Source organism: Pseudomonas sp. ESBL9, from assembly GCF_036668715.1.
Lineage (GTDB): Bacteria > Pseudomonadota > Gammaproteobacteria > Pseudomonadales > Pseudomonadaceae > Aquipseudomonas > Aquipseudomonas lundensis.
The window spans coordinates 396,548-422,660 of the sequence record NZ_JAZEVV010000001.1 but is presented as its reverse complement, the minus strand read 5'-3'; the positions used below and the strand labels follow the sequence as shown (position 1 = coordinate 422,660).

The window sequence follows — 26,113 nt, the reverse complement described above, 5'->3', positions numbered from 1 at the left end:
ACGAACTACAGATAAATATTCTTCACTGTCCGGAATATGATTGTTGTAGGACAAGATCTGCCGGTTGAACTGACATTTCTTGCATGCAGTACCTAGCTCCCGCGCCCTAATAAAACACGACAAGATCGAGCGTAGAGAAAGCCATGAATCAAGACTATGCACCACTGCGCCTGCACGTTCCCGAACCTTCCGGCCGTCCCGGCTGCAAGACCGATTTCAGCTACCTGCGTCTTACCGACGCCGGTTTGGTACGCAAGCCGCCCATTGATGTAGAACCGGCAGACACCGCAGACCTGGCCAAGGGCCTGATCCGCGTACTCGACGATCAGGGCCGGGCCTTGGGGCCGTGGGCCGAAGGCGTCCCGACCGACGTGCTGCGCGCCGGGATGCGGGCGATGCTCAAAACCCGCATCTTTGACACCCGCATGGTGGTTGCCCAACGCCAGAAAAAGATGTCGTTCTACATGCAAAGCCTGGGCGAAGAAGCCATCGGCAGTGCCCAGGCGCTGGCACTGAACCTTGACGACATGTGCTTCCCGACCTATCGCCAGCAAAGCATTCTCATGGCCCGCGACGTACCGCTGGTGGACCTGATCTGCCAGCTGCTGTCCAACGAGCGCGACCCGCTCAAAGGCCGCCAGTTGCCGATCATGTATTCGGTACGCGATTACGGCTTCTTCAGTATTTCCGGCAACCTCGCCACCCAATTCGTCCAGGCCGTGGGCTGGGGCATGGCGTCGGCCATCAAGGGCGATACCAAAATTGCGTCCGCCTGGATCGGTGACGGCGCCACCGCCGAATCCGACTTCCACACCGCCCTCACCTTCGCTCACGTGTACCGCGCCCCGGTCATCCTCAACGTGGTGAATAACCAGTGGGCGATCTCCACGTTCCAGGCCATTGCCGGGGGTGAATCCACGACATTCGCCGGGCGTGGCGTGGGGTGCGGCATCGCCTCCCTGCGGGTCGACGGCAACGACTTCATCGCCGTTTACGCCGCCTCGGTATGGGCCGCAGAACGTGCGCGCCGCAATCTGGGCCCGACGCTGATCGAATGGGTCACTTATCGCGCCGGCCCGCACTCAACATCTGACGACCCTTCCAAGTACCGTCCTGCAGATGACTGGAGCCACTTCCCGCTGGGTGATCCGATCATTCGTCTCAAACAGCACCTGATTGCCACCGGCAACTGGTCCGAAGACGAACACGCTGCCGTCAGCGCAGAACTCGAAGCCGAAATCATCGGGGCACAAAAGGAAGCCGAACGCTTCGGCACCCTGGCGGGCGGGCAAATGCCGAGCGCCGCAACGATTTTCGAGGACGTCTACAAAGACATGCCCGAGCACTTGCGTCGGCAACGTCAGCAATTGGGGTTATAACCAGATGAACGACAACAATAAAATTCAGATGGAGAACGCCGTGAGCACCAGCACCATGACGATGATCCAGGCCTTGCGCTCGGCCATGGACGTGATGCTTGAGCGCGACGACAACGTGGTGGTATTCGGCCAGGACGTGGGTTACTTCGGCGGCGTGTTCCGCTGCACCGAAGGCTTGCAGGCCAAATACGGCAAGTCGCGGGTGTTTGACGCGCCCATCTCCGAAAGCGGCATCGTGGGCGCCGCGGTCGGCATGGGCGCGTATGGCCTGCGCCCGGTGGCCGAGATTCAGTTTGCCGACTACTTCTACCCCGCCTCCGACCAGATCGTGTCCGAAGCCGCACGTTTGCGTTACCGCTCAGCCGGGGAATTCATAGCCCCGATGACCCTGCGCATGCCCTGCGGCGGCGGGATCTACGGCGGCCAGACCCACAGCCAGAGCCCCGAAGCAATGTTCACCCAGGTCTGCGGCCTGCGCACCGTGATGCCGTCCAACCCTTACGACGCCAAGGGCTTGCTGATCGCCTCCATCGAAAACGATGACCCGGTGATTTTTCTCGAACCCAAGCGCCTGTATAACGGCCCGTTCGACGGTCACCACGAACGCCCCGTGACCCCGTGGTCCAAACACGCCGCCAGCTTGGTGCCGGACGGCTACTACACCGTACCGCTGGACTGCGCCGCCATCGTGCGCCCCGGCACAGAAGTCACCATCCTGACCTACGGCACCACGGTGTACGTGTCACAAGTGGCGGCCGAAGAAACCGGCATCGACGCCGAAGTCATCGACCTTCGCAGCCTGTGGCCGCTGGATCTGGACGCCATCGTCAACTCCGTGAAAAAGACCCGCCGCTGCGTCGTCGTGCACGAAGCCACCCGCACGTGCGGTTTTGGCGCCGAGCTGATCGCACTGGTTCAAGAGCACTGCTTCCACTATCTGGAAGCGCCGATCGAGCGTGTCACGGGCTGGGACACCCCTTACCCGCATGCTCAGGAGTGGGCCTATTTCCCCGGCCCGGCGCGAGTGGGAGCGGCTTTGCAACGGGTTATGGAGGTCTGAATGGGTACGCACGTTATCAAGATGCCGGACATTGGCGAAGGCATTGCGCAAGTGGAACTGGTGGAATGGTTCGTCAAAGTCGGTGACATGGTCAGCGAAGACCAGGTGGTCGCAGATGTGATGACCGACAAGGCCACGGTGGACATTCCTTCGCCAGTGGCGGGCAAGGTGTTGGCTCTGGGCGGCCAGCCCGGTGAAGTGATGGCCGTGGGCAGCGAACTGATTCGCATCGAAGTCGAGGGGGCCGGCAACCTGCGCGAAAACGCAGCCGCCCCCGCCGAACCTGCTCCTGCTCCTACGGCGGCGCCAAAAGCGGCACCCCAGGCCCGGGTCGAAGTGGCCGCCGTGACCGCGCCGCCCGCCAAACCGGCGCTGGCTCCGGCCTCACACCCGGTGCCGGTGGCCCGTGAAGCCAATGAGCGCCCGCTGGCCTCGCCGGCCGTGCGTAAACGCGCGTGGGACGCCGGTATCGAGCTGCGTTTTGTGATCGGCACCGGCCCGGCTGGCCGCGTGCTGCATGACGACCTTGATGCCTATTTGGCCCAGGACACGCAAACCAGCCCTGCGCCGGTCGGCGGTTACGCCAAACGAAACGACGAACAACAGATTCCGGTGATCGGCCTGCGCCGCAAGATCGCTGAGCGCATGCAAGATGCCAAGCGCCGGGCCGCGCATTTCAGCTATGTCGAAGAAGTCGACGTGACCGCCCTCGAAGAACTGCGCGCCCAGCTCAACCAGAAATGGGGCGACAGCCGCGGCAAGCTGACCCTGCTGCCATTCCTGGTTCGGGCCATGGTTGTGGCGCTGCGTGACTTCCCGCAGATCAACGTGCGCTACGACGATCAGGCACAGGTCATCACCCGTTTTGGCGCCGTGCACGTGGGCGTCGCAGCGCAAAGCGACAACGGTCTGATGGTGCCGGTGGTCAAGCATGCCGAAAGCCTGACGCTGTGGGGCGCCTCCGATGAGATCGCCCGGCTGGCCAATGCCGTGCGCACCGGCAAGGCCGCCCGTGAAGAGTTGTCGGGCTCGACCATTACCCTGACCAGCCTCGGTGCGCTGGGCGGGATCGTCAGCACGCCGGTGGTCAACCTGCCGGAAGTGGCGATCATTGGCGTCAACCGCATCGTCGAGCGCCCGGTGGTGGTCAAAGGCCAGATCGTGGTGCGCAAAATGATGAACCTCTCCAGCTCGTTCGACCACCGGGTGGTGGACGGCATGGACGCGGCACTCTTTATCCAGGCCATGCGTGGCTTGCTCGAACAACCTGCCACCCTGTTTGTGGAGTGAACATGCAGCCAACTCAACACACCACGCTGCTGATTATCGGCGGCGGCCCCGGCGGTTACGTGGCGGCCATCCGCGCTGGCCAGCTGGGCATACCCACGGTCCTGATCGAAGGCCAGTCGCTGGGCGGAACCTGCCTGAATGTCGGCTGCATTCCGTCCAAAGCCCTGATTCACGTAGCCGAGCAGTTCCACACCACGCAACGCTACAGCGCGGGCGGTTCGCCCTTGGGGATCAAGACCACGGCCCCGACCCTGGACATCGGGCAAAGCGTGAGCTGGAAGAACGGCATCGTCGATCGCCTGACCACGGGCGTCGGCGCGTTGCTGAAAAAGAATGGCGTCAAGGTCATCCATGGCTGGGCGAAGATTCTGGATGGCAAGGCCGTTGAGGTCGACGGCCAGCGCATCGAGTGCGAACACCTGCTGCTGGCCACCGGCTCAGAAACGGTCAATCTGCCGATACTGCCACTGGGCGGCGCCATTATTTCGTCCACCGAAGCACTGAACCCCACACACATTCCCAAACGCCTGACCGTGGTGGGCGCCGGTTACATCGGGCTTGAGCTGGGGATCGCCTACCGCAAGCTGGGCGCGGAAGTCACGGTGGTCGAAGCCCGCGAGCGCATCCTGCCCACCTATGACATGGAGCTGACGCAGCCGGTTGCCGAATCCCTCAAAGCGCTGGGCATCACGCTGTACCTGGAACACAGCGTCGAAGGGTTCCAGGCCAGCACCGGCACCTTGTCGATGCGCAATCGCATGGGGGAAAGCCAGACGCTGGAAACCGATCAGGTGCTGGTGGCGGTCGGCCGTCGCCCGCGCACGCAGGGTTTCAATCTGGAAACCCTCGCCTTGACCATGAACGGCCCGGCGATCCGTGTCGACAACCGCTGCCAGACCAGCATGCGCAACGTCTGGGCGATTGGCGACCTGACCGGCGAGCCGATGCTGGCCCATCGCGCCATGGCGCAGGGGGAAATGGTGGCCGAGATCATTGCTGGCCAACAACGTGAGTTCAGCCCGGCGGCGATCGCCGCCGTGTGTTTCACCGACCCTGAAATCGTCGTGGTCGGCAAGACCCCGGCCGAGGCTGAGGCCGCAGGGCTGGATTGCCTGAGCGCCAGCTTCCCGTTTGCGGCCAATGGGCGAGCCATGACCCTGGAGTCCAAAAGCGGCTTCGTGCGGGTGGTGGCGCGGCGTGACAATCACCTGATTGTGGGTTGGCAGGCCGTCGGTGCGGGTGTGTCGGAATTGTCCACGGCCTTTGGCCAATCACTGGAAATGGGTGCGTGCCTGGAGGACATTGCTGGCACCATCCACGCCCACCCGACCCTGGGCGAGGCAGTGCAGGAAGCCGCGCTGCGCGCACTGGGGCATGCGCTGCATATGTAACACCGTGCCGTGCACGAGGCGGCGTCCGGCCTGACCGGCGCCGTTTCGTTTTTCGTCAGGAACCTTTGAACAGGCTCCACAAGAACGCCAGCAACCCGCCCAGCGTGGCAATCCCCGCCAGCCAGCCGATGGCCGAGAGCCCTTGCCATACGGGTCCCGCCGCCGCGATCTGGGGGCCAAAGGCGATCAACAACGCACTGATCAACAGCGCCAGCGACAAGCGCGTTGAAGCCAGGCGCAGTGAGCGCTCCAGCTTTTCGATCCCCGGCAGGTCGACTTTCAGATCCAGCACGCCGTGCTTGAGGCGATGCACCATCAACCGGGTCAATTTCGGCAAATCTTCCAACACACCGCGCCCCAACTGCAGCCCGTCCATTGCGAGGCGTTGGGCAACGTTCCAGCTCAACTGCTCGCGGAGCATCTTCTGCACCGCAGGTTGGGCGGTTGCGACCAAATCCAGCTCCGGGTCCAGCCGGGTCAACACGCCATCGGCTGTTATCAGCGCCTTGAACAGCACCAGCAGGTCCGGGGGCAACAGCAAGCGGTATTCACGCATCACCGTCAGAAAATCACGAATCAGCGCACTCATATTCAACGGCTGGCGGGTGTGCTGTGCCATGTATTGACGCGCCGCACGTTCGATCTGGGTCACGTCCTGCACCCGTTCGCCCTGCCAGTCGATCAAGACCGAGATCAGGGTTTCAGTACTGCCTTCGGTCAACGCACGCATAAATGTCATGACCTCCAGACGCCGCCGCTCATCCAGGCGCCCGACCATGCCGAAGTCGATAAATCCGACGCGGTTTTCACTCATGGCCCGCAGATTGCCGGGGTGCGGGTCGCCATGGAACAGGCCGTCCTCCAGCAACATCTTGATGAAGGCTTTGGCTCCGCGTTGCGCCAACAGGCTTGGGTCCAGGCCTTGGGCAATCAACGCCTCGCGCTCCAAGGGCGTGAAGCTGGGGAGAAATTCCTGCACCAGCAGCCGCTGGCTGCTGTAGGCCCAATGTATACGCGGGATCACGATGGCGGGGTCGTGTTCAAAATGCTGCGCCACGCTGTCGCAATGCTGGCCCTCCTGGGTGAAATCCAGCTCTTGCAGCATCGCCCGCGCCAGTTGGCGCACCATCTGGCGGGGCTGATACACCGCCAGCGCCTCGTTTTGCTCAATCAACTGGGCGACGCTTTCCAGCAGTTGCAAGTCCGCCGTCATTTTGCCCCTCAGCCCGGGACGCTGAACCTTGACCACCACCTCCTCGCCCGTGTGCAAACGTGCGCGGTACACCTGCGCCATGGAAGCCGCGGCCAGCGGCTGGGTGTCAAACACCGCGAAAACCTCTTCCAGCGGGCAGCCCAGGTCTTCAAGCACCTGCACGTGCAGCGCCTCCCACGGCACGGTCGAGGCCTGACTGTGCAGCGCCTGCAGTTCTTCGACCCAGTGCGGCGGCAGGATGTCGCTGCGGCTGGCCAGAATCTGCCCGCACTTGATAAAGGTCGGGCCCAGGGCTTCTAACGCCATGCGCACGCGCTGCGCGCTGCTGGCTGGCAGAGCCTCACCCGGTTCTGCGCTGACCTGGGCGAGCAAACGCCCCAGCCCCAGGCGCACCACCACGTCCTGCGCGCCAAAACGCACCAGGGTGGCGATGATCTGATGAAGGCGGCGGTGATGTTTGACGGCGGTCCAGGTGGGTTCGAGCATGGGCACGGGTCCTTGTTTCTGGGGGGCTGACAGCCGGGGCGGCTCTATCTGGGACCGTCGGCGGGCCTAAACATTCGACTGATTAAAGCCTGCGACCGGTTCAATGGCACGCTTGGGTACGCAAACGCTGGGCGTGCTGGCCTAACACCAGTAGAATCGCGCTCTTTTTTCCAAGGGCGCTCGCCATGACCTCTCCCAAAACGCCGCTTGAAGCCGAGTCCCAGAACAGCGATCTGGTCTTTGGTCTTGAGGACCGCCCCAAGCCGTGGATCGGCTTTCTGGCGGCCCTGCAACACTTGCTCGCCATCATTGTTCCGATCGTCACCCCCGGCCTGCTGATCTGTCAGGCGTTGGGCGTGTCCAGTCGCGACACCAACCTGATTGTCTCGATGTCGTTGGTGATTTCGGGGATCGCCACATTTGTGCAGTGCAAACGCTTCGGCCCATTCGGTGCTGGCTTGCTGATTGTGCAAGGGACCAGTTTTAACTTCGTCGGCCCGTTGATCGCGGGCGGCGCGTTGATGGTCAAGCAAGGCACGCCCGTCGAAAGCGTGATGGCGGCGATCTTTGGCGTGGTGATTGCCGGTTCGTTCGTTGAAATGGGCATCTCGCGGGTGCTGCCTTTCGTCAAGCGCATGATTACCCCGCTGGTGACCGGCATCGTGGTGTTAATGATCGGCCTGACGCTGATCAAGGTCGGCCTGATCAGCATGGGCGGCGGCTTCACCGCCATGGGCAATGGCACGTTCGCCAATGGCGAAAACCTGATGCTGTCAGGCGTGGTGCTGGCGATCATCGTGATCCTCAACCGCATCCCGCTGGTGTGGATGCGCAGCTGCGCCATCGTCATCGCACTGGCGGTGGGCTATGCGCTGGCAGGCTATCTGGGGCGTCTGGATTTTACCGGCATGCACCAGGCCGAGCTGTTTCAAGTGCCGGTGCCACTGCACTTTGGCCTTGGGTTCTCGTGGGCACTGTTCATTCCGATGCTAGTGATTTACCTCGTCACTTCGCTGGAAGCGATTGGCGATGTGACGGCCACCAGTAAGGTGTCACGCCAGCCCGTCGAAGGCCCGGTGTGGATGCAACGTATCAAGGGCGGCGTACTGGTCAACGGGGCCAACTCGCTGCTGGCCGGTATTTTCAACACCTTCCCCAGCTCGATCTTTGCCCAGAACAATGGCGTGATTCAGCTGACCGGCATTGCCAGCCGCCACATCGGCGTCTGGATTGCCGCCATGCTGATCCTGCTCGGCCTGTTCCCGAGCGTGGCCGGGGCGATTCAGGCGGTGCCCGAGCCGGTACTGGGCGGTGCAGCCATGGTGATGTTTGGCGCGGTGGCCGCATCGGGCATTAACATTCTGGCCAGCATCACCCTGGACCGTCGTGCGCTGCTGATCATTGCCGTGTCGCTGGCGCTGGGCCTGGGCGTGTCGCAAGTGCCTGAGTTCCTCGCCCACATGCCGGCGGCGTTACGCAACGTACTGGAATCGGGCGTGGCGACCGGCGGTATCTGTGCGCTGCTGCTGAACTGGTTCTTGCCGGAAGCCGAGCAAAAACCAGGCATTTAAGTCGATAACCGGGCAGGCTCCCCGCTGATCCTGCCCGGTTATGAGACTCGCCCCACACGCTGGCGACATGCCACATTCCAGGCTTTTCCTCTTCCGCCGCTTCCAGTACTCTTTTTCCATCCCCCAGCCTGGAACAGGCGTCGATATGAATACCTACGGAAAACGACTGCAACAGGAACGCATGCGCCTGGGCCTGACGCAACAGCAATTGGCGCAGGCCGGTGGAGTCGGTCGGCACGCGCAAAGCCTGTATGAGCGTGACATGACCCTGCCCCGCGCCAACTACCTTGCGGCCATCACGCTGGTCGGAATCGACGTGTTGTTCGTCCTGACCGGCCGCCATACCCCGCACCCGCCTCACCCGCACACTGAAACATCCGGTAATGGCCAGCTCAGCGAGCGCTGAGTGTCAGGCCGCGTGTACCCAGCGTCGATGCAGGCCACGGGCCAGTGCATCCAGCGCAAACCCCAGCACACCGATCAACAGCACCATGGCCATCAGTTCTGAATAGGCCAGCCGGTCGCGGGTGTCGAGAATGAAATAGCCCAGCCCCGCACTCACGCCGAGCATTTCGCAAGGCACCAGCACGATCCACAAAATTCCGATGGAAAGCCGGACCCCGGTCAGCACATGCCCCAACACACCGGGCAGGATCACCCGGCGCAAGGTTTCCCAACGCGTAGCACTCAAGCTGCGGCTCAGTTGCAGCCAGCGCGGGTCCAGTTGGCGTACCCCCGCAATGGTATTGAGCAAAATCGGCCACACGGCGGCAAAGGTCAGCAAGAAGTAGATGGGCTGATCGCCCACGCCCATCAGCATCACCACCACCGGCATCCAGGACAGCGGCGAAATCATGCGCAGGAATTGAAAGGCGGGCGTGGTGGCGGCCTCCAGATTACGCGAGCCGCCTATCAGCAGCCCTAATGGCACGCCGATCAATAACGCCATCACCAGGCTGACCACGATGCGCTTAAGGCTCACCCCAACGTTCTCGTACAACTGAGCGCTGCCCAGTAATTCGTACAAGCTGACAAACGTGGCTTGCGGCGAAAAGCGGGCCGCCAGCCCCTGTTCACTGCCCAGCCACTCGACACCCAGCCACCAGGCCAGCAACAGGCTCAACAGCCCTGCGCCACCCAGTAGCCATTGCCGCGCGGTGGAAGGTGCTGGCCCAGTCAAAAGCCAAACTCCTCGGTGCGTTCAAAGCTGTCTGGCAAACCGAATGCCTTGAGCCCGCCCACGGCGGCGATGCTGTTTTTGACGAAGCGGTCATCGACCAGATCGGTCGCCACATGCGCGGGGTCCAGGCCCGCCAAAAACTGATTGTCGCCCTGAATCAGCGTGTGCTTGAGCCGCGTGACGAGCTCTTCGGTATAGCTGGCAAAGGGATAAGGCTGAAAATCAATGCGCTGTTCATCCCAGTCGCCATGCTGAATCGCCCCCGCCGCTTCATAGCGCGCGCGATCGCTGGAGGCAGGCGCCAGGACTTTTTGCAGCACGGCACTGCTGTGCGGCGTGTATCGGTTTTCTCCATCCTTGGCCAGCAACTGGGCGGCGGCCTGTCGGTTATCGCGGGTCCAGAGCTGCGCCTTGACGATGGCGTTGACCACTTTTTGCGACCATTCAGGCCGGTTGTTCAGGTCATGCTCGTGCATGAACACCACGCAGCACGCGTGATTGCGCCACAGATCGCCGGTGAAACGCTGAATGCGGCCGACGTTCAAGTCTTCGGCCAAGGCATTGAACGGCTCGGCCACGATGTACCCGGCGATGCGCTTGGTCGCCAAAGCGGGCGGCATGTCGGAAGGCGGCATGACCACCAGGTTCACTTCATTGGCGGCCAGCGTGCTGCCTACCGGGCGTGTGACCGGTTGCAAGCCGTTGTCGCGAAACAGCTGTTGCACCACCACGTTGTGGATCGAGTACCAGAACGGAATCGCGATGGATTGGCCGCCCAGTTGCCGGACCTCTTGGATGTCGGGGGCTACGGTCAGCCCGGAGCCGCCCACGTGATTCCAGGCCACGACTTTGGCAGGCACTTTGCTGCCGTAACGCGCCCACACCGTCATCGGCGAGAGCAAGTGAATCACGTTGACCTGCCCGGAGATAAAGGCTTCGATCACCTGCGCCCAGCTGCGCAGCAACACAGGGCGCTCAGCCTTGATGCCCTCGGCCTCGAACAGGCCATTGTTGTGCGCCACCAGCAACGGCGTGGCGTCGGTGATCGGAAGGTAACCGATGCGCACCGGCGCCTCCGGCTCGGCCGCCGCACGGGCCTGCAGGCTGCTGAGCATCGGCAAGGCGCCCGCCGCGGTGAGCATGGCGCTGAGTTTTAAAATGTCACGCCGAGTGTGTATGAAGTCGTCCAGGCACATGTGCTAGCTCCAGCGAGTCGCGTAAAGGTTCAAGGTCAGGGGTGCGGCTCGCCCGCCGAAGGGTTTTGAGAATGTCGATGCGCAAAGCGCCCAGCTCCTCGACCCGGTCTTCACGCGGTTGCGCAAGGTCGATGCGCCACTCACCGACAGTCCGCGCCGGGCTGTGGCCCAGTAGCAGAATCCGGTCGCTGAGCAGCAGGGCTTCGTCAATATCGTGAGTAATCAACAGCGCCGCCGTGTTGTGCCGCGCAATCACGCTGAGCAACAACTGCTGCATGTCGGCGCGGGTGACTTCGTCCAGCGCACCAAACGGTTCGTCGAGCAACAGCACTTGGGGCTGACGCGCCAGGCAGCGGGCCAGCGCCACCCGCTGCGCCATGCCGCCGGACAACTGCGCCGGGTACTGCCCCCTTGCGTGTTGCAAGCCCACTTCCGTAATGGCCTGATCGACCCGCGCCTTGCGCGCTGCGGCGGCCACTTTGGGCTGGCGGGCGAAATCCAGCCCGAAGCCGACGTTATGTTCAAGGTTCAACCAGGGCAACAGGCTCGGGTCCTGAAACGCCACCGCGACCCGGGGGTGCGGCGCGGTGACCGCTTCGCCCAACAAGCTCACCGTGCCTGAGTGCGGGGCTTGCAACCCTGCCAGAACCCGCAGCAGGCTGGATTTGCCCACCCCGCTTGGGCCCAGCACTGACACGATTTCTCCGGGTGCCAGTTGCAGGTCGAACCCCTCCAGTACCGATTGCCATCCCTGGCCCCGGGCATAGCCCAGGGTGATGTCACGCGCGTCCAGCAAGACCGAGCTCATCACGCGCTGACCTTGGCCTGACGCAGCAACTCGGCCCGCAGTTGCACCAGGCTCGGGGTCACGATCGGCACAAAGGCCGACTCGCGCCAGCGTCGGGCGAACGCGCTGCCATGGGCACACAGGTAGGCTTTGCCGCCACTGGCTTGCAGTTCGAACTGCACCGCGCTGGCCGTGGCTTCTGCCAAGGCAATGCGGATGTTAAACAGGGCCGCCGGGTTCGTCAGGAACCGACCCTCCAGCAGGCCGGTTTTCAAGGCGTCCACCTGAGCTTCCAGGTCCGCCTTTTGTTCATTCAACAGTTCGAGCAAACCGGAGCGCGGACCTTGCAAGTGCGCTTCGGCCTCCTGCAACGAGCGTCGTGCCAGGCCGATCGACAGCCCGCATTGCAGGCCTAAAAACGCCGGGCGCACGGCAGGCAGAAAGACTTTGGCGTTGTCGTGCAACAACCATTCTTGGGCGACCTGCACCGCCTGGAAGTCGAGTGCGGCCGTGTTGCTTGACTGCAACCCCATCAATTCAAGGTCATCGGAACGCTGCAGGCCCGGCAAGCCGTCAGGGATTGCCAGCACAAAAGGCGCGCCACCCTCTTCACGCTCAATGGCCGCCGCGACCACGAACCCGCTTTTGCGCAAATTAGTGACCCAGTGCAACCGACCGTCCAGCGCCCAACCATTGGCGTGGGCACGGGCGCGCACTTGCAACGATTCAATCCCGGACAAAAATTTCATGGCGTTGGACAGCCCGGTGGCGCCCGCCAATTGGCCACTCAGCAAGTCAGGCAGCAAGCGTTCGCGCAGCCCGGTGTTGGGACTGTGCAACAGGTATTCGATAAAAGCGCGCTGGCCCCAAAACACAAAAGCCGAAGCCAGGGAATGGCTGGCAACGCTGGCCATTACTTCCAGTGCATCGGCCAGATTGCCGCCGGTGCCACCCAGCTGTGGGCTGATGCCGACCCGTAGCACATTGGCCGATGCCAGTTGCGACAGGACGTGTTGCGGGTCACTGTGGCCGAGGTCCAGCGCCTCGGCTTCGGCATCCAGCCAATGACTCAGTACAGGGTCTAGCATGTCGATTTCTCCTTTAAATCGGGACCGCCGGATTACTCAGGACGGGTCCAGCTATAGCGCGCCAGTTCAGGGTTCAACGGCGTGCGGGCGAACACGTTAGCAAAATTGCACAAGGTTGCCAGGCTTACGCCCAGAATCACTTCCAGCGCCTGCCCTTCGGTGAAACCGGCGGCCTTGAATTCGCTGTAGGTGGCGTCGCTGACGTCCCCGCGCTTGGCAATGACTTCGCGGGTAAACGCGGCCAGCGCTTCGAGGCGCTCTTCAGGCAGCTCAGTTTGCCCGCGCAGGGCGGTGACGACTTCGTCGGGCAGTTTGGCCTTGTTCTGCGCCACGGCGGTATGACCTGCGACACAGAAGTCGCACCCATGGCGCGTTGCTGCGATCAATTGCACCACTTCCCTTTCCGGCAGGGTTAGCTCAGCCTTGCCGTTGATGCCCGAAACCGTGACATAAGTCTCCAGTGCCGCCGGCGCATTGGCTAGAATCCCCAACAGGTTGGGAATGAACCCGGCATTTTTCTGTGCGGTTTCCAGATATGGCTTCGCGGCTTCGGGAGCCGAATCGAGGGTATGAAGCGTGACACGAGACATGAAGTGACTCCTGCAAAAGGTGTCGGAACAGTCTGTTGGTTATAAAAATTTGATTCCATATTCTAAAGTAGCGATTACTTGCTTCTGAGTGTTTCCATTAGATGAATTCGTCCAGTCCCCTGATTGATTGGTTATTAGAAAGCCTTGAGCTAGACGCCAGCCTGTTCCATATCGGGCGCTATTGCGGCGGATGGCACAGCAGCACTCACGGGCTGGCCCGCGCCAGTTTTCACGTCGTGGTACAGGGCCATTGCTGGCTACACGTGGAGGGGCAGGCTCACGGCGTGCAATTGAACGCCGGGGATGCGCTGTTTTTGCTGCAAGACCTGGACTACCGGCTTTCCAGCGCAAATGACGCCGGGCTGGCCGCGCAGTTGCCGCGTCAGGCCATGCAGGCACTCGATCCGCACGCCGACGAGGGCATCGGATTGGTGTGCGGCTTTTTTCACTTTCAGCCGGGGCTGTCTGACCTGATCCTTGAAGCCCTGCCCGCCTGGTTGATCCTGCGTGCCAACGACCCGTCCTCCAGCGCGGCGCGCACTGTTTTCCAGTTGATTCTGGATGAGTGCGAGCGTGTGCCAGCCCCTTCAGCGGCCTTGCTGGAGCGGCTGAGTCATTTGTTGTTTCTGTACGTGCTGCGCCAGCAAGTCAGCCACAACCCCGACCTCGGCGGCCTAGTAGCCCTGGCGCGGCAACCGGCATTTTCTACCCTGTTGCAACAATTGATCGAACATCCCGAGCAGCCGTGGACCCTGGAAAGCATGGCAGCGTGTACTGGCCTGTCGCGTTCGGCGTTTTTCAAGCGCTTCAGTGAACATGCCGGGCAATCCCCCGGTCATGTCTTACTGGCCTTGCGCATGCGCCACGCCTGCCAGTTGCTACAGACAGACCACACCGTCGAACAAGCCTGCGCAGCGGTGGGCTATCACTCCATTGCAGCGTTTACCCGGGCGTTCACCAAGTCCATCGGTGTGCAACCGGGCGCATATCGCAAGCAGCATGAACGCCGCTGACCTCCCCCTTCGTTAACAGGAGACACCCGTGACTGAACCCGGCCCTACCCACCAGCAAGCCCTTGACCGTTTTCTTGCCGAACGCCCCGACCTGCGCGAGCAACTCGATCGCCTGAACCCCCTTGAAGCCCGCGCCGTCGGGCAGCTGCCAGAGGTGTATCGTCAGGAGCGGCTGAACGAAGCGTTCGAAGCCGAAGCGGAGCGACTGGGCTTGTTCGCGTGGGAATTGACCCTGAAATTGACCAGTGACAGCGAGGCCGCTTTTGAAGCTCAACGGCTGGAAGTACACCGCGAAGTGGCGCAAATGGCAGGCATGGCGTGGGCCGATTATTGTGAGCTGTACGGGATCGTTGCCAGTCCGCACTGAGGGCCCTGCGCCTGCGGGTACCAGATGCTTGAACAGACTTTTTCCAGCAACGCCTTATTGTGGCTGAACACAATCAACCCCAGATCACGGCGCCGGACCTCGTCAAGCAGCACGTGCCACACCTGCGCCTGAATGTGCGCATCCAGTTGCGCGGTGACTTCATCGGCAATGAGAAAACGCGTGCGCGGGTCCAGCGCCCTGAGCAACGCAATACGCGCCAGTTCGCCACCGGACAACTCGTCAGGACGTCGTTTCAGCCACGCCGGGCTGATCGCCAGCCGGTCTAGCCACGCGGCCGTCGGAGACCAGGCATCGCGCAGGCTATCGCCCGTGCTGCGATAGGGGTTGAACGTCAGCTCCGGGTGTTGGGGCACCAGCTGGATCGGGCAGTAGCCCTGCTTCGCCAGCGGTTTTGCGTCCACGGTGATCCGACCCGACGTCGCCCCCTGCCATTGCGCCAGCACCCGGCCCAGGGTGGTTTTGCCATAGCCACTGGGGGCCGAAATGCCCTGACGCTCCCCGGCGCTGACGTGAAACGATACCGAGTCCCACAGCCGCTGGCCGTTTTGCTCAATGGTCAGTTGTTGGACTTCAAGCATGGGGCGGGCACTCCGGTTGCGGCACACGCCGGTGAATGAATTGCTGCTCGGGCAACGCCGCCCACAGCGACTGCAACCAGGGGCTGGCGCCGTTATCGCGCAGCGCCTGCGCACTCACGGTTTCGTGCAATTGGCCGTGGTGCAACACCGCGATGGTGTCGGCAAACCGGGCGGCCAGTGCCAGATCATGGGTCACCCATAAAACCCCACGTCCTTGCTGGCAAAGGCGCTTGAAGTGATGCAGCAGTTGGCAGGCGTGTTCGTCATCGAGCCAGGCGGTGATTTCATCAGCAAGCAGGTAGCGGGCGTGGGTCAACGCCGCACCACTGGCCAGCACCCGTTTGGCCATCCCGCCGGACAACCTGCGCGGATACGTGTCCACTAGCTCAGGTTGCAGGTTGTACTGCTGTAACTGTCGGGCTACGTCATCCAGGCCCAGGGCGACACCACTCAACCGCGCAGCCCTTTGTAACTGCGGGCCCACTTTAAGCAAGGGATTGAGGGCACTCACCCCTTGCGGGACGTAACACAGGGTTTTGCCCCGCTGATGGATTTTGTCGGTGTCACTCAGGCATTGCCCGTCCAGCCGGATCTCCCCGCGACAGCGCATGTTGTCAGGCAGCAAACCCAGTGCACTTTGCAGCAACAGGCTTTTACCTTCACCACTTGAACCCACCAGCGCGACCAGCTCACCGGGTCGCACGTCAAGGGTAATGTTGCTCAGCAACGGCTGCCAGGTGGTGTGGCCCAACCAGCGGTAGTGGGCAATGTCGATGGCCAGGCGGTTGAATGTCAGCATCAGGTGACCCTTATCCATAACTGCTGCAAAGCCCGCGCGAACTGGTCGAACACCAGCACCAGACTCACCAGAATCAAACCGGGGAAAAACGCCAGCCACCACGCGCCACTGCTCAGGTAACGCAGGGCGTCGGCCAGCAATAAACCCAGCGACGGGTCATGGGGCGCCAGCCCAAAACCCAGAAAACTCAGGGCCGCCGAGTGCAGCACCGCATGGGGGAACATCAGCAAGGTGCCGACGATCCATTGCGGCAGCAGTAACGGTAGCAAATGGTGACGCCAGCGATAAAAACTGCTGTTGCCCAGCCGGTGCGACAGCATGACGAAATCACTTTCGCGGATTCGCAACAGCTCCCCGCGAAGAATCAAGGCCAGACGCGGCCAATGGGTCAGCGCAACCGCCAGAATCACCCCGTGTTTGCCGCCGCCGAGGGTGAAGCAGATCAACACCAGCAACAACAGATGTGGCAAGGACAACAGGCTGTCGATCAACCCGCGAATCAGAAAATCCAGGGTTTTGTTTACGGCACACAGGCTGGCGGCAAGCATGGCCAACGCGCCACTGCTGAAGGCAGCAACGAGGCCGATGTGCAAACTGGTGGTCATGCCCTGAAAGCAGCGCAACCACAGGTCGCGGCCGAGGCTGTCGGTGCCGAACCAGAACTGCGTCGAGGGCGCCTGACGCCGCGCCAGCAAGTCCATGGAGACCTCGACACCCGACACCGAAATACCGTAGGCGACCAGCAGGATCAGCAGTAACAGTGAGGCACTGAGGCGTAACAGGGCGCGCTGAGGGTTAAACGTCATGACTGGCGCGCCGCCCCGCGGTTGAGGCGCAGTAATAGCGCGTTGGCAATGCTGTTTCCCGTGAACACCAGCACGGCGCAAAACATCACAATGCCCATCAGCAGCGGGATGTCGCCCCGTAAACCTGCGTCGATCGTGGCCTGCCCCAATCCCGGATACGCGAAAACTTTTTCGGCCAGCAAAGATCCACCAATCAATTCGCCCACCGACGCAAATTGCAGGCACACGGCAGGCGTCAGCGCGTGACGCAGCACATGAAACCTGATCAGCGGCCAGCCGTTGTCCCCTTGAGCGCGGGCATAACGAATGAACTCGCTGCCCATGACTTCAGCGACCCGCGAACGGGTGTGCAACGCAATGTTACCCACCCCCAATAATCCCAGCGCCAGCATGGGCAAAATCAGGTGATGCAATTTGTCACGCCAGGTCGCGGTCGCAGCGTCGCTGCCGGGCGTCCATGCACAACAAATCGGTGCCCAATTGAGGGTCACGGCAAACAGTGACAGCAGCAACAAACCGATCCAGAACGTGGGCAAAGACGACAGGACGTAAGACAACGTGGACAGCAGCCGATCAGGCCAGCGATGTAAATAACGACCGGCGGTGAGCCCCATTGCCAACCCGACGATTCCTGAGAACAGCCACGCCGAAAACAGCAACGCAAACGAGGTGGCAAAACGTTCGCCAATCACCTGTGAGACCGGTGCGTTGTACAACATCGAATAGCCGAAATCGCCGTGTAGCATTTGCGTAAACCAATGCCAGAAGCGTTCCCACAACGGCAGGTCTAGCCCCCATCTCGCCGCGATCAAGGGGTATTGTTCGGGCGGCACGTGCAACAAATCGTTACCGATGTAAGCGCGGATCGGGTCGACCGGAGAAAAACTGAGCAACGTGAACGTGCCTGCGGCCGTCACCAGCAACAAGCCCAGTAAGCGCACCACAAACCACGCGGCCTCACGGATCACTGGCAGGTCCATTTCCAGCCATCAAGGCTATTGAGCAATGACCAGGAGCCGTGGATTTCAGGGGCGCCTTTGCCTAAATCGATGCATTCATCGGCCAGATACGTGTGTTGCACATTAAGCAACCACGCCCAGGCAGCATCCCCTTTGACCCCGACGCCGGTTTTGCCGTCCCACTCCACCTGTTGCCAGAACGGCACCGCCTGCTGCCAGTTGGGCGCGTCCAGTGCTTGCTGCAAGTGTTGATCGACCACCGGATTGCGGTAATAGCCGGGGTTGTAGTACTCCACGCCAGCGGCCTTGCTGCTGTAGTGGTGGTAAAGCTCCATCGGGTCGAGGCTGCCCCAGCCAAAAAGCGTCGGGTTGGCGTGCATGTTGCGTTCAACGGTTTCCCAACTACCGGATTGCAAATCCACAGCAATGCCGACCGGCTTGAGCATGGCGCGCACGGCCTGGGCAAGATCACGCCGCGTGGCATCACCGCTGGCATACCAGAGGGTCACTTTGGCTGGCAGACCGTTTTTTTCGCGCACACCCGTGGGGGTTTCGACCCATCCGGCGTCTTCGAGGGTCTGCTTGGCTTTCGCGCTGTCGCCATCTTTGAAGGCGGCGTCGGGGTTATTCCACGGCAGGCCTTCAACGCCTGTAAAAGCGGGGATTGCGTGCCCTTCCAGCACCTGATCGGCCAGCAACTGACGATCGATCGCGTAGTTGATGGCTTTGCGAATGGCCACGTCGGCGGTCACGTCATTGCCGATCGGGTAGCCCTGCGCGTCTTTTTTGCCAGAAGCCGTGGTGGGCAACACAATGCCGCGGTTCTCGACACTGGGACGAACCCAGAGCTTCATGCCATGGGCAGGCGTGACCGCCAATGCCGGTGCAATCCGCACAATCCCCAACTGTTTGCTTTGTGCCGCTGCAAAGGCGCTGTCTTCATCTAGAAACACAAACACCAGTCGGGGGAAATCATTCTTGTGCCCGGCGTAATAGGGGTTGGCTTCAACGATCAATTGCTGACCCGGCTGATAGCTGACCAGCCGATAAGGCCCGGCACCAATCGGTTTTTGCGCATAGGTTTTAGCGTCGTACTGGTCAGCGGACACGATGCCCAATGAACCGAGCACATTGACGAAGGTGCTTTGCGCTGCCTTGAGCGCAATCCGCACAGTCAAGGGATCCACCGCTTCAGCCTTCAGAAAATTGCCCATGTCCACTTTGCCGCCGCTGGCCGCTGCATTGTTGTACGTGTAGGCAACGTCTTTGGCCTCAAGCGCCGAGCCATCGGAAAATTTCAGGCCCGGCTTGAGCGTCAGGGTCCAGGTTTTCCCGTCCTCACCCGTTTGATAATCACTGAGCAGAAAGCTGCTCCAGGACAGGTCTTCATTCTGTTTGAGCAAGGGGCTGTGCAGCAGCAAATAACTGCCATGACTCCACCCCAGCATGGGATCAAAACCTTCGGTGGGCTCATCGCCAATGGCCAGCTTCAATGTGCGCGCCTGCGCTGAATAAACTGGCGCAGCCAGTATTCCGAGCAAGGCCACTGTGATCCCTAGTGAGCGCATCCATGCGGGCTTGGACATTCATCCTCCAAAAAGAAATATCAACATGGCTAACGCGCAATAGTTAAGCAGTGCTGCTTCAAATAGCCAGCCAGGCGATAGATTGTTTGGGCGCCTCCTAACATCCAGTCACACTTGCGCGTCCCGGCAGAAACTGACCCTGCCCCCTGATTCAGGCGTTGAAAAAACAGCGCACACGGGTGTGTGCTATACCCATGGGTATGCATTTGCAGCGATCAACGACTTCACTGACAGAGGTTCGCATGTTCAACGTACTCGCCAGTCACTTGAAAGATAAAAACGTACATTCAATCAACGCCTTGCCCTCGAACAATATCGAACTGTTCGATTGCTACACCGGCATGGTCTTCGGCAAGCTGTACCGCAGCTTCCCACTGCCTGTCAGCATCAGCGCAGAAGACTTTATCGACTACAAAACCTTGCGCGCCGGCACCCGTGAAGCACTTGAAAAAGAAGAAAGCCTTTTCCTCGCCACCATCAAGTGGCTGGCTGACGTCGGTTACATCCACTTCGATGGCATGTCAGGGGTATCGTTTTTTGAGGTGATTTTGACCAACAACGGTTTGCTGATCCTGCGGGCCTTGCCACAAGCGGCCGAAGAAGGGTCTACCCTCGGTGAAAAAATGACCCAGAGCATCAATGAGGAAAACACCGACAGCCTGCGCGGGCTGGTAACAGAGGCGCTAAGCCTGGGTAGCCGCTTGATCAGCCCCATGATCCGTTCGGGGATTTGAACCACATGCATTGATCGGCGTGCCGTCGGAGAAACTCCCTGCCTGACCTACGCAGGGAGTGAGGCGCTGAGATCACTGCCAATGGTCAACCAAGCGCCTCCACCACCCGCCTCACTTTCAGCAACGCTTCGCGTAACGCAATCATGTCAACTGACCCCAACGCCAGCCTGATTGCATGTGGAATATGGGCCGTGATCGCAAATGGCTCTGCGGTAGAAACAGAGACATGCTCGCTCATCAACATCATGGCTACCTGGTCGGCACGCACGTCCTCGGACAACGGTAACCAGATGAAGTAAGACGAGGGGTGGCGAAGATACGGCAACCCTGACAACACTTCGTCAGCCAGATGTTGGCGTGCTTGCGCATCCTCCCTTTTTTGCGACTCCAGCAGACTGACGGTTCCATCATCCAGCCAGGCGGTTGCAATAGCGGTCATTACGCCCGGCACGTTCCAGACCGTCGCCCGGATCGCGCGCTCCAGCGCGCTAATGTGCTGTATCGGAGCGACAACAAACCCCACACGCAGCCCGGTCGCCACGCTTTTGGATAAGCCTGACACGTAGACCGTGCGTTCAGGCGCCAAGCTCACCATCGGCAACGGCGCTTTTTCGATCAAAAACGCGTAGACCGCATCTTCAATGATGGTCAGGTCGTATTGCCGCGCAATGGATACCAGGTGGGCCCGTTGTTCGGTTCCCATGACCCAGCCCAGTGGGTTGTGCAAGGTCGGCATGCAGTAAACAGCACGCACAGGACGGCCGCGGCACAGTCGTTCAAACGCGTCCAGATCAGGCCCGTGAGCGGTGACAGGAATGGGCAAAACTTCTAAATGAAGACTTTGAGCCAGCACTTTGAAACCGGAATACGTCAAGGCATCCGCCGCGATGACGTCCCCCGGTTTCAACAGCGCCATCAGCGCTACGGCCAAGCCGTGCTGAGCCCCATTGACCATCAATACCTGCTCGGCCGATGCGCCGATGCCGCGGGTCGCCAAGTGCCTGGCCACACTTGCCCGTTCATGCAGACGCCCGCCATGGGGCTGATAACGCAGAAGGGTTTGCAGATCTCCGCTGAGCGCCAATTGGCGCAGTGCCTGTCGCAAAAGGTCCGTCTGGCCTGGCAATGAGGGGTAATTGAAATTCAAGTCCAGCATCCCCGACTCAAGGGGTGGCTGGTCTATGCCCTGCCCAGGCGGCAAAGCAGTTTCCCTGACGAAAGTCCCGCGCCCGGTCTCTCCGCTGACCAGCCCCATGGCCGCCAGTTCTGCGTACACGCGACTGGCCGTTGCCAACGCCAGGCCATGGGCCGCCGCCAGTTGACGGTGCGTAGGTAACCGGGTGCCAGGGCCAAGACTGCCTGAACGTATAGCTGCGGCCAGGCGGTCGACCAGGTATTTGTAACGGGAGCGCGTCATTTCACTTTGTATCCATGACAATTTTTTGATTGTTCCGAATCATTAACCCTAGGATGCAACGCACGCAATTGAAACTTCCTGGACGCATCTTCGTCCTGGCGATGCACTCAACCTGTCACTCATCAGCTCAGGATTTCACAGCATGGACAGCATCTGCGGGTCTACCAAACCGAACGACGACCGTATCAAACGCGGATGGATCAATGGATTCATCGGCGTTGTGATCTTTAGTGGCTCTTTGCCCGCAACCCGGATCGCGGTAATGGAGTTTGACCCCGTATTCCTGACGGTTGCCCGCGCAACCCTGGCAGGCCTGTTGGCTGCGTGCGCACTCTGGTTTTTCAGGGAGCGACGTCCTGTAAGAAATCAACTTTTGTCCCTGCTGATAGTGGCTATAGGCGTGGTCGTCGGATTCCCCTTGTTAACGGCATTGGCGCTCCAGCATGTGACCTCGGCACACTCGATTGTCTTCCTCGGCATGCTGCCTTTGGCCACTGCTGTATTCGGGGTCCTGCGCGGTGGAGAAAGGCCCCGGCCGGCCTTCTGGCTGTTTTCGGTGCTGGGCTGTTCATTGGTGGTGGCCTACGCCATAGCGCAAGGCCTGAGGGCGTCGCTGCAAGGAGATGCGCTGATGCTGTGTGCTGTGTTGGTGTGCGGCCTGGGTTACGCAGAAGGCGCGAAACTCTCGCGGACCTTGGGGGGGTGGCAAGTCATCTCATGGGCGCTGGTGTTGTCATTACCGCTGATGGCCACGCTCAGTGGTTTCTATGCTCCACCTTCGTTCGCTGGGATCAGCCCGCAGGCATGGTTAAGCCTGGCCTACGTCTCGGTGTTCAGCATGCTGATCGGTTTCGTATTTTGGTACCGCGGGCTTGCTCAGGGAGGCATTGCGGCGGTAGGTCAACTCCAGTTATTGCAACCCTTTTTCGGTTTGGCGCTCGCCGCCTCCTTGCTGCATGAGACCGTTAGCCCGGGCATGTTTGGGGTAACGGTCGCGGTGATCGCCTGTGTGATCGGGGCAAAACGGTGTGCGAAATAGCGCGCCACTTATCTTGCACGTAACCGTGCAAGATCAACAGCGTCACTCAATCCGTGACGCTTCCGGTCTTTGCGGCCCCCGCTAAGGCTGGCACCCCGGCGTAACCTTTGAATGCGCGCTTTAGGCCTGGCAAGTTTTTTTGGAAGAAAGCTGCTCACGAACCATGCAACTTATTCTTACTACCATTTTTAAATTAACTCCCTATCCCATTGATATCTCCTACAACTCCTGCCCAGAAGTCGGAAGGAAGCATCCTGCAAAGCCAAGTAACCTTGGCGAACTGTAATTTCTGACAGGTTACAACGCTCAAATCAGCGCGTTATAAATCCCTCACTTGAACACCCGTTTTTTACTGCCAAAAAGCGTCCGGCAGTGTGGTGGTGTCGATTCCGCATCCAGGCATGAGGGAGAAAACAACATGATCCGTCAACGTCCGCTCCAACCAGAGCAGCGCAGTCAGGCTTTTCATTCATACGATGAAGAGGCTACGGAGAACGTCAAATTGACCCCAAGGGAAAAGGAAGTTTTACAGTGGAGTTTGCTTGGAAAGTCCTCATGGGACATCGCTCGCATCGTCGGTTGTACAGAGGCCGGTGTGAATTTTCATTTTTACAACCTGAGACGAAAATTCGGTGTGTCGTCACGTCACACTGCCGCCCTCAAAGCGGTTCAACTCGGGCTGATCACGTTTTCTTAAATGCCTCATGGCAATACGGAGCGCATCAGTGCTGAGCCTCATTGTGGCGGATGATCATCCCGTGGTTGTGCAAGGGGCGATGATGACGTTATCGGGGCAGTTGGACGCCTCATACAGCATCGCTGGCCATGCGTTCGGCACAGACGACCTGATCGAGAAACTTCAACGCTACCCGTGCCAGGTGCTGATTACTGACTACTCCATGCCACGAGGTAGCCAGCCGGACGGTCTGGCACTCATCAGCTACATTCGTCGGCATTTCGAACCGGTAAAAATTATCGTTATGACCATGCTGAACAATCCTGCGGCGTTGAAAGCGTTGTTGGGATTGGGCGTCGCCGGTCTGTTTGACAAACACAATGATTTATCCGAGTTGGTCCATGCCGTACGCGTTGTGAGCAAAGGCAAACTTTACATTAGCCCTACCTTTGTGAAAGCGCTTGAAGAGCAGTCTTCTTCCTCAAAGCACTTGCCTAAGGGCTCGTTAGTGGCGCTCTCGCCCAAAGAAATTGAAGTTGTAAGATTATTCATCTTGGGGCATTCCGGCCGCCAAATTGCTACGCGACTCAGCCGTAGCGAAAAGACCATCAGCCGCCAAAAGCGCATGGCAATGAATAAACTTGGACTCGCGCGTGACAGCGCACTGGTGGAGTGGGCAGCAGGGATGGGGCTCAAATCTTGAAAACCCCAGCAAGCGCTTATTAATGCGTCGCTGATCGCGAACATCTGCCCTTGCATCCACTTGCCAAGTTTTGGTCATACCGCTACTGTCAGGCCCATGGATCACCTACGCATTGCCTTGACTACGACAACCACGACCGCCAAAGGCGGGTCGTGAGAGGTGTCGTGAGCCCATAACACACGAACTTCAAAGGCCCGCCAGTGATGGTAAGGGCCTTTTCTTTTGCCCTTGTGTCTCTGGCCACAACGCAAGGAAAGCCCCATGTATGCTCTGTTAATTCTCGATATGCAGGTTGGATTACTGCATGGCCCGGACAAACCACTGGCCGGCGAAGCACTGGTTACAACGGTAAACACGTTGATGAGCAAAGCCCGGATAGCGGGCGCACCTATTTTCCTGGCGCGCCACATTGGTCCACCCGGCTCACCGATCGAACCTACAAGCCCGCTGACGCAACTGGTGCCGGAGTTGGTGTTAAAGGGTGAGGAAGTCATCTTCGAGAAAACCCGCCCTGACGCCTTTACCAAAACAGAGCTGGCCGATCAGCTACAGGCGTTTGGCGTTGAAGGCGTGGTCATCACGGGTATGAAAACCCAATATTGCGTTGACAGCACCTGCCGCGCTGCAAGAGATCTTGGATTCGACGCCGTGTTGATAGCCGATGGTCATACATGCAGTGACACGCCCACCCTTAAAGCAGAGCAGATTATCGCCCATCACAATGCGACCCTTGCGGGGCCATTCTGCCGTGTCGTAACCGCTCAGGAATGGGTGTTCTAACACCTGTAGACAGATCGGCCCTGAATAGGGCTGATCTGGGGACTTGTGACGTACCCGGTTCATACCCATTTTCGTTCCACACTAAACGTTAGACGGGCCTTCACCTCCACGTCATTCAGACCGCTACTTTTTACCCGCTTCCCACTTAGCTGCTCTTGGCACCCGTGATGGTCTGTAGTGGTCTAATGAAACCGGACACCCATTTAGGCGAGAATGCTCGCCAGATCGAGGTGTCAGATGACCAAACAACGCCGCTCCTTTACTCCTGAATTCAAGCGCGAGGCTGCCGACCTTGTGCTCAAGCAAAACTACAGCTACATCGAAGCCAGCCGTTCACTCGGCATTGGTGAGTCGGCATTGCGCCGCTGGGTTGACCAGATTCAGAAAGAACATAAAGGCGTCACCCCGCAGAACAAAGCACTGACTCCTGAACAGCAAAAAATTCAGGAGCTGGAAGCTCGGATTGCTCGGCTTGAGCGAGAGAAATCAATATTAAAAAAGGCTACCGCGCTCTTGATGTCGGAAGATCACGAGCGTTCGCGCTGATTGACCAGTTGAGCGCACATGAGCCGGTTGATTGGCTGTGCAAGGTGTTTGACGTCACTCGCTCGTGTTACTACGCCCAGCGCCTGCGGCGCCGCTCACCCGCTGTTGAACGGCTTCGATTGCGTAGGCGTGTCAGTGAGCTGTTCTCACAAAGTCGCAGTGCTGCGGGCAGTCGCAGCATTTTGTCGCTGATGCGTGAAGACGGTGAGCAGATCGGTCGATTCAAAGTGCGCAGCTTGATGCGCGAGCTTGATTTAGTCAGCAAACAACCCGGCTCCCATGCCTACAAACGAGCAACAGTAGAAAGACTGGATATCCCGAACACATTGAACCGCGAGTTCGACGTGCCAGCGCCCAATCAAGTCTGGTGCGGCGATATCACCTATATTTGGGCGCAAGGAAAGTGGCATTACCTGGCTGTCGTCCTGGATCTTTGTACGCGTCGGATCGTGGGCTGGGCGCTGTCGGAAAAGCCAGACGCTGAGCTGGTGATCAAAGCGCTAGATATGGCTTACGAGCAGCGTGGCAGGCCTTCGGATCTGCTATTCCACTCGGACCAGGGATCGCAATATGCAAGCCGACTCTTTCGCCAGCGGTTGTGGCGATACCGCATGCGCCAGAGCATGAGTCGACGAGGAAACTGCTGGGATAACGCACCGATGGAGCGCGTATTTCGCAGCTTGAAAACAGAATGGATACCGACCGTGGGCTATCGAACTGCGCAGGAAGCACAGCGCGATATCAGCCATTTTTTGATGCATCGCTACAATTGGATTAGGCCTCATCAATTCAACGATGGGTTGGCTCCAGCGCGGGCCGAGGAAAAACTTAAAGTCGTGTCCGGGATAAGTTGACCAC

Annotated in this window: 26 protein-coding genes; 14 read left to right on the top strand and 12 right to left on the bottom strand. The window is 59.9% G+C overall.

The window, feature by feature from the left end; all coding sequences use genetic code 11:
* Positions 1 to 143: 143 nt before the first annotated feature.
* Genes V6F78_RS01790 through lpdA form a run of 4 tightly spaced genes read left to right on the top strand, consistent with a single transcriptional unit; the run spans position 144 to position 5,120 of the window.
* Positions 144 to 1,379 (top strand): 3-methyl-2-oxobutanoate dehydrogenase (2-methylpropanoyl-transferring) subunit alpha, encoded by a 1,236-nt coding sequence (locus tag V6F78_RS01790; protein ID WP_047275084.1) that lies wholly within the window; start codon positions 144 to 146, stop codon positions 1,377 to 1,379.
* Between the two features lie 4 nt (positions 1,380 to 1,383).
* Positions 1,384 to 2,439 carry an alpha-ketoacid dehydrogenase subunit beta gene (locus V6F78_RS01785; RefSeq protein WP_047275086.1) on the top strand — a complete coding sequence of 352 codons (1,056 nt, stop codon included), beginning with the start codon at positions 1,384 to 1,386 and terminating at the stop codon, positions 2,437 to 2,439.
* A complete protein-coding gene (locus V6F78_RS01780) occupies positions 2,440 to 3,729 on the top strand; it encodes a dihydrolipoamide acetyltransferase family protein (RefSeq protein ID WP_332726514.1) in 1,290 nt (429 codons plus the stop codon). It begins immediately after the preceding gene.
* Positions 3,730 to 3,731: 2 nt separating this feature from the next.
* Complete coding sequence (gene lpdA, locus V6F78_RS01775) at positions 3,732 to 5,120, top strand: dihydrolipoyl dehydrogenase (protein WP_047280377.1); 1,389 nt, start codon at positions 3,732 to 3,734, stop codon at positions 5,118 to 5,120.
* A gap of 55 nt (positions 5,121 to 5,175) precedes the next feature.
* On the opposite strand, the gene V6F78_RS01770 is transcribed toward lpdA, so the two are convergent.
* Positions 5,176 to 6,819 (bottom strand): ABC1 kinase family protein, encoded by a 1,644-nt coding sequence (locus tag V6F78_RS01770; protein ID WP_047293817.1) that lies wholly within the window; start codon positions 6,817 to 6,819, stop codon positions 5,176 to 5,178.
* 185 nt (positions 6,820 to 7,004) lie between these two features.
* Between V6F78_RS01770 and V6F78_RS01765 the strand changes: the two genes are divergently transcribed.
* Together V6F78_RS01765 and V6F78_RS01760 are read left to right on the top strand one after the other, a co-directional pair.
* Complete coding sequence (locus V6F78_RS01765; RefSeq protein ID WP_047275093.1) at positions 7,005 to 8,390, top strand: nucleobase:cation symporter-2 family protein; 1,386 nt, start codon at positions 7,005 to 7,007, stop codon at positions 8,388 to 8,390.
* Between the two features lie 145 nt (positions 8,391 to 8,535).
* Complete coding sequence (locus tag V6F78_RS01760) at positions 8,536 to 8,796, top strand: helix-turn-helix domain-containing protein (protein WP_047293819.1); 261 nt, start codon at positions 8,536 to 8,538, stop codon at positions 8,794 to 8,796.
* Positions 8,797 to 8,799: 3 nt separating this feature from the next.
* Here V6F78_RS01760 and V6F78_RS01755 read toward each other — a convergent pair whose 3' ends face one another.
* From V6F78_RS01755 to V6F78_RS01735, 5 genes are read right to left on the bottom strand one after another with little or no spacing between them, the layout of a single operon-like run.
* Positions 8,800 to 9,570, bottom strand: a complete 771-nt coding sequence (locus tag V6F78_RS01755; RefSeq protein WP_047275097.1) for an ABC transporter permease — start codon at positions 9,568 to 9,570, stop codon at positions 8,800 to 8,802.
* Positions 9,567 to 10,766 carry an ABC transporter substrate-binding protein gene (locus V6F78_RS01750; protein ID WP_332726513.1) on the bottom strand — a complete coding sequence of 400 codons (1,200 nt, stop codon included), beginning with the start codon at positions 10,764 to 10,766 and terminating at the stop codon, positions 9,567 to 9,569. Before V6F78_RS01750 ends, V6F78_RS01755 begins: the two co-directional genes overlap by 4 nt.
* Positions 10,732 to 11,574: an ABC transporter ATP-binding protein gene (locus V6F78_RS01745; protein WP_332726512.1), complete on the bottom strand. Its 843-nt coding sequence runs from the start codon at positions 11,572 to 11,574 to the stop codon at positions 10,732 to 10,734. The genes V6F78_RS01750 and V6F78_RS01745 overlap by 35 nt, the downstream gene beginning before the upstream one ends.
* Complete coding sequence (locus V6F78_RS01740) at positions 11,574 to 12,641, bottom strand: acyl-CoA dehydrogenase family protein (RefSeq protein WP_094991116.1); 1,068 nt, start codon at positions 12,639 to 12,641, stop codon at positions 11,574 to 11,576. The genes V6F78_RS01745 and V6F78_RS01740 overlap by 1 nt, the downstream gene beginning before the upstream one ends.
* Positions 12,642 to 12,673: 32 nt before the next feature.
* A complete protein-coding gene (locus tag V6F78_RS01735; protein WP_047275105.1) occupies positions 12,674 to 13,231 on the bottom strand; it encodes a carboxymuconolactone decarboxylase family protein in 558 nt (185 codons plus the stop codon).
* Positions 13,232 to 13,332: 101 nt separating this feature from the next.
* Here V6F78_RS01735 and V6F78_RS01730 point away from each other — a divergent pair, with 101 nt between their 5' ends.
* Both V6F78_RS01730 and V6F78_RS01725 read left to right on the top strand, forming a co-directional pair.
* The gene (locus V6F78_RS01730; protein ID WP_332726511.1) at positions 13,333 to 14,244 is read left to right on the top strand and encodes an AraC family transcriptional regulator; all 912 of its coding nucleotides are present in this window, start codon (positions 13,333 to 13,335) and stop codon (positions 14,242 to 14,244) included.
* Between the two features lie 28 nt (positions 14,245 to 14,272).
* Positions 14,273 to 14,611, top strand: a complete 339-nt coding sequence (locus tag V6F78_RS01725; protein ID WP_047293830.1) for a DUF6388 family protein — start codon at positions 14,273 to 14,275, stop codon at positions 14,609 to 14,611.
* On the opposite strand, the gene V6F78_RS01720 is transcribed toward V6F78_RS01725, so the two are convergent.
* From V6F78_RS01720 to V6F78_RS01700, 5 genes are read right to left on the bottom strand one after another with little or no spacing between them, the layout of a single operon-like run.
* The gene (locus V6F78_RS01720; RefSeq protein ID WP_047293832.1) at positions 14,572 to 15,210 is read right to left on the bottom strand and encodes an ATP-binding cassette domain-containing protein; all 639 of its coding nucleotides are present in this window, start codon (positions 15,208 to 15,210) and stop codon (positions 14,572 to 14,574) included. The genes V6F78_RS01725 and V6F78_RS01720 overlap by 40 nt on opposite strands.
* Complete coding sequence (locus V6F78_RS01715; RefSeq protein WP_047293833.1) at positions 15,203 to 16,009, bottom strand: ATP-binding cassette domain-containing protein; 807 nt, start codon at positions 16,007 to 16,009, stop codon at positions 15,203 to 15,205. The genes V6F78_RS01720 and V6F78_RS01715 overlap by 8 nt, the downstream gene beginning before the upstream one ends.
* Complete coding sequence (locus V6F78_RS01710) at positions 16,009 to 16,815, bottom strand: ABC transporter permease (RefSeq protein WP_047277515.1); 807 nt, start codon at positions 16,813 to 16,815, stop codon at positions 16,009 to 16,011. The genes V6F78_RS01715 and V6F78_RS01710 overlap by 1 nt, the downstream gene beginning before the upstream one ends.
* Positions 16,812 to 17,795: an ABC transporter permease gene (locus V6F78_RS01705; RefSeq protein WP_332726510.1), complete on the bottom strand. Its 984-nt coding sequence runs from the start codon at positions 17,793 to 17,795 to the stop codon at positions 16,812 to 16,814. The genes V6F78_RS01710 and V6F78_RS01705 overlap by 4 nt, the downstream gene beginning before the upstream one ends.
* A complete protein-coding gene (locus V6F78_RS01700) occupies positions 17,780 to 19,360 on the bottom strand; it encodes an ABC transporter substrate-binding protein (RefSeq protein WP_332726509.1) in 1,581 nt (526 codons plus the stop codon). Before V6F78_RS01700 ends, V6F78_RS01705 begins: the two co-directional genes overlap by 16 nt.
* 242 nt (positions 19,361 to 19,602) lie before the next feature.
* On the opposite strand from V6F78_RS01700, the gene V6F78_RS01695 reads away from it, so the two are divergent.
* Positions 19,603 to 20,094: a hypothetical protein gene (locus V6F78_RS01695; RefSeq protein ID WP_047275122.1), complete on the top strand. Its 492-nt coding sequence runs from the start codon at positions 19,603 to 19,605 to the stop codon at positions 20,092 to 20,094.
* Between the two features lie 85 nt (positions 20,095 to 20,179).
* On the opposite strand, the gene V6F78_RS01690 is transcribed toward V6F78_RS01695, so the two are convergent.
* A complete protein-coding gene (locus V6F78_RS01690) occupies positions 20,180 to 21,511 on the bottom strand; it encodes an aminotransferase-like domain-containing protein (RefSeq protein WP_332726508.1) in 1,332 nt (443 codons plus the stop codon).
* Between the two features lie 142 nt (positions 21,512 to 21,653).
* Between V6F78_RS01690 and V6F78_RS01685 the strand changes: the two genes are divergently transcribed.
* The 5 genes from V6F78_RS01685 to V6F78_RS01665 all read left to right on the top strand — a co-directional run bounded on the left by V6F78_RS01685 (position 21,654) and on the right by V6F78_RS01665 (position 26,109).
* A complete protein-coding gene (locus V6F78_RS01685; protein WP_095008641.1) occupies positions 21,654 to 22,550 on the top strand; it encodes a DMT family transporter in 897 nt (298 codons plus the stop codon).
* Positions 22,551 to 22,968: 418 nt separating this feature from the next.
* Positions 22,969 to 23,247 (top strand): response regulator transcription factor, encoded by a 279-nt coding sequence (locus tag V6F78_RS01680; RefSeq protein ID WP_047275128.1) that lies wholly within the window; start codon positions 22,969 to 22,971, stop codon positions 23,245 to 23,247.
* Between the two features lie 28 nt (positions 23,248 to 23,275).
* Positions 23,276 to 23,929: a response regulator gene (locus tag V6F78_RS01675; protein WP_052959394.1), complete on the top strand. Its 654-nt coding sequence runs from the start codon at positions 23,276 to 23,278 to the stop codon at positions 23,927 to 23,929.
* A gap of 261 nt (positions 23,930 to 24,190) precedes the next feature.
* The gene (locus V6F78_RS01670) at positions 24,191 to 24,709 is read left to right on the top strand and encodes a cysteine hydrolase family protein (RefSeq protein ID WP_048377292.1); all 519 of its coding nucleotides are present in this window, start codon (positions 24,191 to 24,193) and stop codon (positions 24,707 to 24,709) included.
* Positions 24,710 to 24,946: 237 nt separating this feature from the next.
* A protein-coding gene (locus V6F78_RS01665) for an IS3 family transposase (RefSeq protein ID WP_094991569.1) occupies positions 24,947 to 26,109 on the top strand; the annotation gives its coding sequence in 2 pieces (ribosomal slippage) (positions 24,947 to 25,202 and positions 25,202 to 26,109; 1,164 coding nt in all).
* Positions 26,110 to 26,113 lie beyond the last annotated feature (4 nt).